Source organism: Winogradskya humida (genome assembly GCF_016862215.1).
Classification (GTDB): Bacteria; Actinomycetota; Actinomycetes; order Mycobacteriales; family Micromonosporaceae; genus Actinoplanes; species Actinoplanes humidus.
In genome coordinates this window covers 33,355-44,549 of sequence record NZ_BOMN01000043.1, presented here as the reverse complement: position 1 = coordinate 44,549, position 11,195 = coordinate 33,355, and the positions used below count along the sequence as shown (strand labels likewise).

The 11,195-nt window shown below is 68.8% G+C and carries 10 protein-coding genes; all 10 read right to left on the bottom strand.

Annotation, left to right across the window (positions count from 1 at the left end; all coding sequences use genetic code 11):
• On the bottom strand, positions 1-455 hold a 455-nt coding region (locus tag Ahu01nite_RS19230; RefSeq protein WP_498370796.1), incomplete at its 3' end, for a primosomal protein N' family DNA-binding protein.
• Positions 456-841: 386 nt separating this feature from the next.
• Positions 842-2,032, bottom strand: a complete 1,191-nt coding sequence (metK, locus tag Ahu01nite_RS19225) for a methionine adenosyltransferase (RefSeq protein WP_203837938.1) — start codon at positions 2,030-2,032, stop codon at positions 842-844.
• A gap of 54 nt (positions 2,033-2,086) precedes the next feature.
• Positions 2,087-3,322 (bottom strand): bifunctional phosphopantothenoylcysteine decarboxylase/phosphopantothenate--cysteine ligase CoaBC, encoded by a 1,236-nt coding sequence (coaBC, locus tag Ahu01nite_RS19220; protein WP_203837937.1) that lies wholly within the window; start codon positions 3,320-3,322, stop codon positions 2,087-2,089.
• A 70-nt stretch (positions 3,323-3,392) separates the two neighbouring features.
• Positions 3,393-3,656 carry a DNA-directed RNA polymerase subunit omega gene (gene rpoZ, locus Ahu01nite_RS19215; RefSeq protein ID WP_015623990.1) on the bottom strand — a complete coding sequence of 88 codons (264 nt, stop codon included), beginning with the start codon at positions 3,654-3,656 and terminating at the stop codon, positions 3,393-3,395.
• A gap of 12 nt (positions 3,657-3,668) precedes the next feature.
• Positions 3,669-4,259 carry a guanylate kinase gene (gmk, locus tag Ahu01nite_RS19210; protein WP_203837936.1) on the bottom strand — a complete coding sequence of 197 codons (591 nt, stop codon included), beginning with the start codon at positions 4,257-4,259 and terminating at the stop codon, positions 3,669-3,671.
• 32 nt (positions 4,260-4,291) lie between these two features.
• On the bottom strand, positions 4,292-4,609 hold the full coding sequence (gene mihF / locus Ahu01nite_RS19205; RefSeq protein WP_203837935.1) for an integration host factor, actinobacterial type: 318 nt from the start codon (positions 4,607-4,609) through the stop codon (positions 4,292-4,294).
• Between the two features lie 184 nt (positions 4,610-4,793).
• Positions 4,794-5,624, bottom strand: coding sequence for an orotidine-5'-phosphate decarboxylase (gene pyrF, locus Ahu01nite_RS19200; protein ID WP_203837934.1), 831 nt, complete (start codon positions 5,622-5,624; stop codon positions 4,794-4,796).
• 152 nt (positions 5,625-5,776) lie between these two features.
• Complete coding sequence (locus Ahu01nite_RS19195) at positions 5,777-6,781, bottom strand: quinone-dependent dihydroorotate dehydrogenase (protein WP_203837933.1); 1,005 nt, start codon at positions 6,779-6,781, stop codon at positions 5,777-5,779.
• The gene (gene carB / locus Ahu01nite_RS19190) at positions 6,778-10,086 is read right to left on the bottom strand and encodes a carbamoyl-phosphate synthase large subunit (RefSeq protein ID WP_203837932.1); all 3,309 of its coding nucleotides are present in this window, start codon (positions 10,084-10,086) and stop codon (positions 6,778-6,780) included. The genes Ahu01nite_RS19195 and carB overlap by 4 nt, the downstream gene beginning before the upstream one ends.
• Positions 10,086-11,186, bottom strand: a complete 1,101-nt coding sequence (gene carA / locus Ahu01nite_RS19185) for a glutamine-hydrolyzing carbamoyl-phosphate synthase small subunit (RefSeq protein WP_239158966.1) — start codon at positions 11,184-11,186, stop codon at positions 10,086-10,088. Before carA ends, carB begins: the two co-directional genes overlap by 1 nt.
• Positions 11,187-11,195: the final 9 nt, after the last annotated feature.

The following is an 11,195-nucleotide window of genomic DNA, read 5'->3' as shown; positions in this document are numbered from 1 at the left end:
CCACCCCGAAGCGACTCGCCATCTGCAAGTGACTCATCGCCTGGCGGTGGGTCCTCAGCGGGGGTGGAGTCGGGGGTGGGTTCGGCTTCGACGCGGGCGTGGCGTGGGGGGATGGCCAGGCGGAGGATGTCGGAGAGGTTGCCGGCGTAGCGGTCGGCGGTGGCTCGGGCGAGGCGGGCGATCTCGGGGTCGAGGATCTGTTCGGGGGAGATGACTTTGTCGAGGTAGGCGAGTTTGGCGTGGGTGCTGGAGTCGGCTCGTTCGAGGAGGTAGCCGTTGACCAGTTGGCCGGCGAAGCGGACCTTTACGCGGACGCCGGGTTGGGCTGCGGCGTCGTCGGCGGCGGAGACGAGGTAGTCGAAGGGGCGGTCGAGGTGGGGTAGCGGGACGTCGACGGAGACGCGGGCGACCGGGAGGGTCGGGGCGGGTTCGCGGTCGCGTTGTTTCGCCGGCACCTTTTTATTCTGCCGCCGGGGTACGACAGATTCCGCCCCCGCCGCCACCCCTGTGGATAACTCCGCCGGCGCTACGACCGACATACCCGGCAGCAGCGCGGCCTCATCCTCAGGCTGCGAACCGCCCGCCAAAGAACCGCCTGCCAAAGAACCGCCTGCCAAAGAACCGCCTGCCAAAGAACCAGCACGCGCAGAACCCGCACGCACAGAACCCGCACGCGCAGAACCGGCAGGCGCAGGATCGGGCCGCGAGGAAATGGCAGGCGGAGGATCGGGCTGCGGAGAGCCGGTAGGCCGGGGTGGACCGGCCGGGGGAAACAGAGCGGGTGCCCCGGCCGTGGAGGCAGGGACACCCGTTCGCTGTGCCAAGAGTCAGGCTGCCAAGGTCAGGCGGCGGCGTTCTTGAGGTCCGCGGCGCGGTCTGTGTTTTCCCAGAGCAGGTCGGGGAGCTCGCGGCCGAAGTGGCCGTAAGCGGCGGTCTGCTGGTAGATCGGGCGCATCAGGTCGAGGTCGCGGATGATGGCGGCCGGGCGGAGGTCGAAGACGGCGTTGATGGCCTTTTCGATCTTGTCCACGGGGACGGTCTCGGTGCCGAAGGTCTCGACGAAGAGGCTGACCGGGTGGGCCTTGCCGATGGCGTAGGCGACCTGGGTCTCGCAGCGCTCGGCGAGGCCGGCCGCGACGACGTTCTTGGCGACCCAGCGCATCGCGTACGCAGCGGAGCGGTCGACCTTCGACGGGTCCTTGCCCGAGAAGGCGCCGCCGCCGTGGCGGGCGTAGCCGCCGTAGGTGTCGACGATGATCTTGCGGCCGGTGAGGCCGGCGTCGCCCATCGGGCCGCCGATCTCGAAGCGGCCGGTGGGGTTCACCAGGAGGCGGTAGCCCTCGGTGTCGATGCCCAGGGCTTCGAGCTCGGGGGCGATGACGTGCTCACGGACGTCGGGGGTGAGCAGCGACTCGAGCGAGATGTCCGCGGCGTGCTGCGAGGACACGACGACCGTGTCGAGGCGGACGGGGCGCAGGCCGTCGTACTCGATGGTGACCTGGGTCTTGCCGTCGGGACGCAGGTAGGGGATGGTGCCGTCCTTGCGCGCGGCCGAGAGGCGGCGGGCGAGGCGGTGGGCCAGCGCGATCGGCAGCGGCATCAGCTCGGGGGTCTCCGAGCAGGCGAAGCCGAACATCATGCCCTGGTCGCCGGCACCCTGGGCGTCGAGGACGTGCTCCGAGCTGCCTTCACGCAGCTCGACGGCACTGTCCACGCCCTGTGCGATGTCGGGCGACTGGGAGCCGATGGAGACGCTGACGCCGCAGGACGCGCCGTCGAATCCCTTCTTCGACGAGTCGTAGCCGATCCCGAGGATCGTCTCGCGCACGATGCTGGGGATGTCGGCGTACGCCTGGGTCGTCACCTCTCCGGCGACGTGCACCTGACCGGTCGTGATCAGCGTCTCCACCGCGACGCGGCTGCGGGGGTCCTGCGTGAGCAGGGCGTCGAGAATTCCGTCGCTGATCTGGTCAGCAATCTTGTCCGGGTGGCCTTCCGTGACCGACTCGGAAGTGAACAGGCGACGTGCCACGGTGCTCCTCAGATTCGTCGAAGGTTCGTTCCGCGGCAGTGTAGTCACCACCGCTCAAGAACCGCTGGTCCGGTCCTGCGGGGTCCCATCGTGGCCGAACGGCGAGGCCAACCGCAACACGACCGCGTCCCATATCGCATCAGCCACATCGGCTTTGGGGAGTTTACCGAGCGTGGTGGTGGTTCCGTCGGCGCCCAGAATGGTCACCGTGTTGTCGTCGGCGCCGAAGACGAGATCGGTGCCGACCTCGTTGACGACGATCAGGTCGGCGCGTTTGCGGGCCAGCTTGCCGCGGGCGTTCTCCAGCGCGTCGTGGGTCTCGGCCGCGAAGGCCACAAGCAGCTGACCTGGGCGTTTGGCCGCGCCCAGCTCGGCCGCTATATCCGGGTTGGTGATCAGTTCGAGCACGGGTACGCCGCCGTCGTCGCTCTTTTTGATCTTCTTCTCGGCCACCGAGGCGGGCCGGAAGTCAGCGGGAGCGGCCGCCATCACCACGACGTCGGAGTCCGCCGCGGCGGAAACCGTGGCCTTACGGAGCTCCTCCGTGGTGCCAACCGTGACCAGATCGACGCCGGCCGGGACGGGCAGAGTGACGTTCGCCGCAACCAGCGTGACCCGCGCGCCCCGCGCCACGGCCGATGAAGCGAGCGCATACCCCTGCTTGCCGGAGGAACGATTGCCGAGGAACCGGACGGGGTCGAGTGGTTCGCGAGTGCCCCCGGCAGTGACAACCACGTGACGGCCCGCAAGATCAGGAACTCGTCGGGACAGGACACGCAGGGCCGTCGAGAAGATCGAGGCAGGGTCGGAAAGCCGGCCCTTGCCCGTGTCGGCGCCGGTGAGCCGTCCCACCGCCGGCTCGATGACGATCGCCCCACGCGAGCGCAGCGTCGCCACATTGGCCTGCGTGGCAGGGTTCTCCCACATCTCGGTGTGCATCGCCGGAGCGAAGACGACCGGGCAGGTGGCGGTCAGCAACGTGTTGGTGAGCAGGTCGTCGGCGAGACCGTGCGCGGCCTTGGCGAGCATGTCCGCCGTGGCGGGGGCGACGACCACGAGCTCGGCGGCCCGCCCGATCCGCACGTGCGGCACCTCGTGCACGTCGTCCCAGACCTCGGTGGCGACCGGTTTGCCGGACAGCGCCGCCCAGGTGGGAGCGCCGACGAACTTCAGCGCGGACGCGGTGGGCACCACCCGAACGGAGTGCCCCGACTCGGTGAACAGGCGCAGCAGCTCGCACGCCTTGTAGGCGGCGATCCCGCCGCACACCCCGAGCACGACCTCGGCCATGGACACCCCCCGCGCACAAATGAACAACCCGCGCCCGCAGCAAGCGGACGCGGGCCTGGAAAGGCAGAGATCAGGGGTTGTCGGTCGCCTCGGCGGTGAGCAGCCCGGCGTTGATCTCGCGCATCGCGATCGAGAGCGGCTTCTCCTGCGGCGTGGTCTCCACGAGGGGACCGACGTATTCGAGGAGGCCCTCACCGAGCTGGCTGTAGTACGCGTTGACCTGGCGGGCGCGCTTGGCCGCGAAGATCACCAGCGAGTACTTCGACGAGGTCTTGTCGAGCAGCTCGTCGATCGGCGGGTTGGTGATGCCTTCGGGGTTGGCGATGGTTCCCACGAATTGACCTACCTAAAGCTGTTCGGGAGTCAGAAATGACGAACCGAGCAATCCTACCAGCTCATCGGCCGCACGCTCGACGAAGTCGTTCACGACCGTCCGGTCAAACTCCTTCTCTGCGGCCAGTTCCTCATCCGCGTGCGCCAGGCGCCGGCGGATGGTGTCCTCGTCATCGGTTCCGCGGCCGACAAGTCGGCGACGGAGTTCTTCCACACTCGGCGGGGCCAGGAATACAAGCTGTGCGTCCGGCATCGTGGCGCGCACCTGGCGCGCCCCCTGCAAGTCGATCTTCAACAGGACCGGGCGGCCCTGCGCGATCCAGCCTTCGACCTGGGCCCGGGGGGTCCCGTAGAGGTTCCCCGCGAATTCTGCCCACTCGAGCAACTGGTCGCCCTCGACGAGGCGCTGGAACTCCGAACGGGTGACGAAGTGGTAATGCTCGCCATCCGTCTCGTAGTCGCGCTTCTTGCGGGTCGTCACCGACACAGACAACTTGATCCATGGCGAGCGCGCCCGGATCAGCTCGATCACGCTGTCCTTGCCGACCCCGGAGGGGCCGGAAAGGACGGTGAGGCGGGCTGCCGGGCGCGCGTCGTCATCCATGCTCACGGCTCATTACTACACGAGCCGAAGAGTCAGTTCGCAGCGAACTCCCCCAGGAGGGCCTTACGCTGCTGCTCGCCAAGGCCACGCAGGCGACGGCTGTCGGCGATCTTGAGCTTCTCCATGATCTGGGTGGCCCGGATCTTGCCGATGCCCGGCAGTGCCTGAAGCACGGCCGAGACCTTCAGCTTGCCGACGACGTCGTCGCCCTCGGCCCGGTCGAGCACGGCGGCGAGGGTGGTCTTGCCCTGCTTGAGCTGATCCTTCAGCTCAGCACGGGCCTTACGAATCTCCGCAGCCTTCTCCAGCGCGGCTTTACGCTGCTCGGGGCTCAGTGACGGGAGCGGCACCAGTTCTCCTCAGGTCCCTATCGCGCCAGTAGTTCAATACCGGCACTTCTGTGAAACGTGGTGTGCCAGGGAACCAAAGGGGCATGTGGTTCCCGGCGCCGGGAAAACTAGCGGTCAATGGCGCTTTCGGCAACGTGGGGGTACCCCTCACCCCGGTGGACCCGGGCCTGCTAGGCAGGCCGTTTCACCCGATCACGGCCCGGCAGGCGGCCTGAGCGCGATCCGCCGCGGCCTGCAGCGCGGCCACATCGGGGCCCGCCGAGAGGACCTCGCGTGAGTACGAAGGCAGCACGTTCCGCAGACTTTCGCCGAAGATCGCTCGCAGTCCGGCGGGGTCTCCGCCCTGCGCGCCGAGGCCCGGAGCGAGCAACGGCCCGTTGACCTTGGAAAGGTCGTGGCCGGTCTCCCCGATCGTCGCGCCGACCACGAGACCGAAACTTCCGAGACCGTCCGCACCCCCGTTGAGCTGGGAAATCTCGTCGATGACGGTCTGCGCGACGGTCCTCCCGTCCGCGGTGACGGCGTGCTGAACCTCCGGTCCTTCCGGATTTGACGTCAGCGCGAGGACGAAGACTCCGGCTCCGTGAGCGGTCGCAAGATCGAATGCGGGGGCCAGCGAGCCCACTCCGAGATAGGGACTCACAGTAATGGCGTCAACACTAAGAGCACTGTCCGGATCGAGGTACGCACTCGCGTAAGCGGCCATCGTCGAGCCGATGTCACCCCGCTTCACGTCAAGAAGTACCTGCACACCGGCCTGGCGTGACTGTCGGATAGTTGACTCAAGGACAGCGATGCCACGTGACCCAAATCTCTCAAAGAAGGCCGACTGCGGCTTCAGTACGGCGACCCGATCGGCCAGTGCTTCGACGACCGTAAAGGCGAAACGTTCCAGGCCGGCGACGTCGTCTTCCAGACCCCACTGAGCGAGCAGAGCGGGGTGCGGATCGATGCCCACGCACAGCGGCCCCTTGGCGTCCGTAGCGGCGCGCAGCCGGCTCCCGAAGCTCTCCATGTCGATGATTTCCTCTCGTGTCAGCTGGCGGACACCACCGCAGCGGCGTCACTGGTAATGCGAAGGCGTCTCAGATGCCCCAGGAGCGCCGTGAAGGCCCCCGTGCACAGCGGACCAAGGGCAGAAAAAAGCCCGGCCGGAGCCGGGCTTTCTCAGGTCCGCGCGAGAGCGGCCGCTCTGACGAGCCCCGGACCTCGGTAGATGAACCCGGTGTAGAGCTGCACCAGCGCCGCACCCGCGTCGAACATGCGGGCCGCGTCGTCGGGCCCGGTTATCCCGCCGACGCCGATGATCGGCAGCTTCCCGCCGGTCTCCTGATGGACGAAGTGCACGATCTTGCGCGCCCGCTCGGTCAGCGGCCGCCCGGAGAGGCCACCCGCCTCCCCCGCCCGCGGCTGGTCGGCCGCGGCGAGCCCCTCGCGGCTCAGCGTGGTGTTGGTGGCGATGACCCCGGCCGCGCCGTACGCCAGGCAGACCTCGAGCAGCTCCGCGACGGCCGGCTCACTCAGGTCCGGAGCGATCTTCACCAGCACCGGTACCTTGCCGACCAGCGCGCCGAGCAGCGAGGCGAGCGCCGACTTGTCCTGCAGCGTCCGCAGCCCCGGGGTGTTCGGCGACGACACGTTGACCGCGATGTAGTCGGCGTACGCGTGCAGCAGCTCGTACGAGTCCAGATAGTCCTGCACCGCCTCCTCGAGCGGCGTGACCTTGGACTTGCCCAGCGAGATGCCGAGCGGCACGCCGATGGGACCGAGCGCCGACAGCCGGGCGGCCAGCGCGGCGGCCCCCTCGTTGTTGAAGCCCATCCGGTTGATCACGGCCTCGGAGTCCCGCAGCCGGAACAGCCGGGGCCGGTCGTTGCCGGGCTGCGGCTTCGCGGTGACCGTGCCGACCTCGACGAAGCCGAAGCCGAGCGCGGGCCACGACGGCAGCGCGACGCCGTTCTTGTCCATCCCGGCGGCCAGCCCCACGGCGTTCGGGAAGCGCACCCCGAACACCTCGGTGGGGGCGCTGACCGCGTAGCGCCGGCGCAGGACCGCGCGCACGGTCGGGCTCAGGCCCGCCAGGCGTTTGAGGGTGAACTCGTGGGCCTGCTCGGCGTCGCCGCCGCCCACCCGGAACAGCACCGGGCGGACGGCGGTCTCGAAGAACGTCACTCGCTCTCCCGCAAGGAGGCGTGGAGCTCCTGCAGGGGGCGTACGGACATGTCGCCGCGCATCAGGGCCTCGATGCCCATCACGGCCGCCGCCACACCGGGAACCGTCGTGATGCTCGGGATGTCATGGGTGACAGCTGCGCTGCGGATCTCGTACCCATCGGATCGGGCACTTGCTCCTGAGCCCTGCGGGGTGTTGATGATCAAAGCGATCTCACCCGACTGGATCAGCGACACCGCGTTGCGGCCCGGGCTTTCGAAGTGCTTGGGCACGACCTCGCACGCGATGCCGTGCCGGCGCAGCACCTCACCGGTGCCGGCCGTCGTGACGATCGTGAAGCCCAGGTCGGCCAGGCGTTTGATCGGGAAGATCATCGAGCGCTTGTCGCGGTTGGCGACGGAGACGAAGACCTTGCCGCTGGTGGGCAGGGAACCGTACGCCGCCGCCTGCGACTTCGCGAAAGCCGGCCCGAAGTCGGGGTCGATGCCCATGACCTCGCCCGTCGACTTCATCTCGGGCCCGAGCAGGCTGTCCACACCCTTACCGGCGGGGGTACGGAACCGCTTGAACGGCAGGACCGCCTCCTTCACCGCGATCGGCGCGTTCGGCGGGGTCTCACCGCCGTCGCGCGTACGCAGCAGCATGCCCTCCTCGCGCAGCTCCTTGATCGTGGCGCCGAGCATGATCCGGGCCGCCGCCTTGGCCAGCGGCACCGCCGTCGCCTTGGAGACGAACGGGACCGTACGCGATGCCCGCGGATTCGCCTCGAGCACGTAAAGCACGTCGTTGCGCAGCGCGTACTGCACGTTGAGCAGTCCCTTTACCCCGACACCGCGGGCGATCGCCTCGGTGTACCGGCGTACCTCGGCGAGATGCGAGCCCGCCAGGGTGACCGGCGGCAGCGAGCAGGACGAGTCGCCGGAGTGGATGCCGGCCTCCTCGATGTGCTCCATCACGCCGCCGATGTAGACCTCGCCGGTCGCGTCGCAGAGCGCGTCCACGTCGATCTCGATGGCGTCGTCGAGGAAGCTGTCGACCAGCACCGGGTGGTCCAGGGAGATCTCCGTGGACCGGCTGATGTAGTCGGCCAGCGTCGGCTCGTCGTAGACGATCTCCATGCCGCGGCCACCCAGGACGTACGACGGCCGGACCAGCACCGGGTAACCGATCTCGTCGGCGATCGCCTTCGCCTCGTCGAACGAGGTGGCCGTGCCGTGGTCGGGCGAGCGCAGCCCGGCCTTGGCGAGCACCGCGCCGAAGAGCCCGCGGTGCTCGGCGAGGTCGATCGAGTCGGGCGACGTACCCACGATCGGCACGCCGGCCTTCTTGAGGCGCTGCGCGAGCCCGAGCGGGGTCTGCCCGCCGAGCTGCACGATCACGCCGACCACGCCGGGGCCGCCGGCCGCCTTGCCGGAGGAGTCCTCGGAGTGGAAGACCTCGAGGACGTCCTCGAACGTGAGCGGCTCGAAGTAGAGCCGGTCCGCGGTGTCGTAGTCGGTCGAGACGGTCTCCGGGTTGCAGTTGACCATGACGGTCTCGTACTCGCCCTTGAGCGCCATGACCGCGTGCACGCAGGAGTAGTCGAACTCGATGCCCTGCCCGATCCGGTTCGGCCCGGAGCCCAGGATGATCACCTTGGGCCGGTCCGACGGCGTGACCTCGGTCTCCTCGTCGTACGTGGAGTAGTGGTACGGGGTGTCCGCCTCGAACTCCGCGGCGCAGGTGTCGACCGTCTTGTAGACCGGGCGTACGCCCATCCGGTGGCGCAGCGTGCGGACACCGTCCTCACCGGCCAGCTCGGGACGCAGCGCGGCGAGCTGCCGGTCGGAGAGTCCCTGGCGCTTGGCCCGGCGCAGCAACGCCTCGTCCAGCACCGGCGCGTCCAGGATCTCGGCGCGCAGGTCGACCAGGGCCTGGATCTCGTCGAGGAACCAGGGGTCGATGCGCCCGCTGGCCTCGTGCACCTGCTCGACGGTCGCGCCGAGCCGCAGCGCCGCCTCGACCGTGTAGAGCCGGCCGTCGTGCGGGATCCGCAGGGCTGCCAGTGCCTCGGCGCGATCCTCGAACGTCGGCGCGGTCCAGAAACCGGCGGCCTTGGTCTCCATCGAGCGCATCGCCTTGTTGAGCGCCTCGGCGAAGTTGCGGCCCATGCTCATCGCCTCGCCGACCGACTTCATCGTCGTGGTCAGCTCGGGGTCGGCGCCGGGGAACTTCTCGAACGCGAACCGCGGGATCTTCACGACCACGTAGTCCAGCGCCGGCTCGAACGCCGCCGGGGTCTTGAGCGTGATGTCGTTCGGGATCTCGTCGAGCGTGTAGCCGATGGCCAGCTTCGCGGCGATCTTCGCGATCGGGAAACCCGTCGCCTTGGAGGCCAGCGCGCTGGACCGCGAGACCCGCGGGTTCATCTCGATGACGACCAGGCGGCCGTTGTCCGGGTTGACCGCGAACTGGATGTTGCAGCCGCCGGTGTCGACGCCGACCTCGCGCAGCACCGCGATGCCCAGGTCACGCAGGCGCTGGTACTCGCGGTCGGTCAGGGTCATCGCCGGGGCGACGGTGACGCTGTCGCCGGTGTGCACGCCCATCGGGTCGATGTTCTCGATCGAGCAGACCACCACAACGTTGTCGTTCTTGTCGCGCATCAGCTCGAGCTCGTACTCCTTCCAGCCGAGCACGCTCTCCTCGATGAGCACCTCGTGCACCGGGGACGCGGTCAGGCCCGCGCCGGCGATACGTTCCAGGTCCTCGTCGGTGTGCGCCATGCCGGAACCGAAGCCACCCATGGTGAACGAGGGGCGGATCACCACCGGCAGGCCCAGCTCGGCGACGGTCGCCTTGACCTCGTCCATCGACTGGCAGACTTTGCTGCGCGGGGTGTCGCCGCCGGCCTTGGCGACGATCTCCTTGAACAGCTGCCGGTCCTCGCCGCGGTTGATCGCCTCGATGTCGGCGCCGATCAGCTCCACACCGTACTTTTCGAGGATGCCGGAGTGATGCAGCGCGACCGCCGCGTTGAGGGCGGTCTGACCACCCAGCGTGGGCAGGATCGCGTCGGGGCGTTCCCGGGCGATGACCAGCTCGAGAAACTCCGGGGTGATCGGCTCGACGTAGGTCGCGTCGGCGAACTCCGGGTCCGTCATGATCGTCGCGGGGTTCGAGTTGACCAGGGAGACGCGCAGGCCCTCGGCGCGCAGCACCCGGCAGGCCTGGGTGCCGGAGTAGTCGAACTCGCAGGCCTGCCCGATCACGATCGGCCCGGAGCCGATCACCATGACGTGCTGCAGATCTGTGCGCTTCGGCATCAGCGGGCCTCGACCTTCTCGACAAGCTCCACGAAACGGTCGAACAGGTAGTCCGCGTCGTGCGGGCCCGCTGCTGCTTCGGGGTGGTACTGAACGGTGAACGCGGGAACTTCCAGTGCCCGCAGGCCCTCGACCACGTTGTCGTTGAGGCACACGTGGGAGACCTCGACGCCGCCGAAGTCGGTGTCGATCACGGTGTTGAGCGGTGCGTCGACCGCGAAGCCGTGGTTGTGGCTGGTCACCTCGACCTTGCCGGTGGTCTTGTCGAACACCGGCTGGTTGATGCCGCGGTGGCCGTACCCGAGCTTGTAGGTGCCGAAGCCCAGCGCGCGGCCGAGGATCTGGCTGCCGAAGCAGATGCCGAACAGCGGCACCCGCCTGGCCATGACCTCACGGGCCAGCGCGACCGGGCCGTCCGCGGTCGCCGGGTCGCCGGGGCCGGGTGAGAGGAAGACCGCGTCGGGGCTGACCGCGAGCAGCTCCTCGATCGAGGTCGACGCCGGGAAGATGTGCGTGGTGACACCGCGCTCGGCGAGGCGGCGCGACACGTTGCGCTTGATGCCCAGGTCGAGGGCGGCGACCGTGTAGCGGTGCTCCCCGACCGCGTCGACGGTGTATCGCGCGTCCGTGGTGACCTGGGCGGACAGGTCCGCACCCGTCATCTCGGGCTGGCCGAGGACCCGGGCCCGCAGCGCCGCCGGGTCGAGCTCCACGGTGGAGATGCCGACCCGCATCGCGCCGCGTGAGCGCAGGTGGCGGGTCAGGGCGCGGGTGTCGATGCCGGAGATGCCGACGACACCCTCGGCGGCGAGCCGCTCACCGAGGTCGCCGGTGGAGCGCCAGTTGGAGGGGCGGCGGGCGGGGTCGCGGACCACGTATCCGGCGACCCACATCTTCGAGGACTCGTCGTCGTCGCCGTTGACCCCGGTGTTACCAATCTGCGGTGCGGTCTGGACCACGACCTGCCGGTGGTACGACGGGTCGGTCAGCGTCTCCTGATAGCCGGTCATGCCGGTGGTGAAGACAGCCTCACCGAACGTCTCCCCCTCGGCGCCGTAGGAGGCTCCGTGGAATGTGCGCCCATCCTCGAGCACAAGAATTGCTGCGTT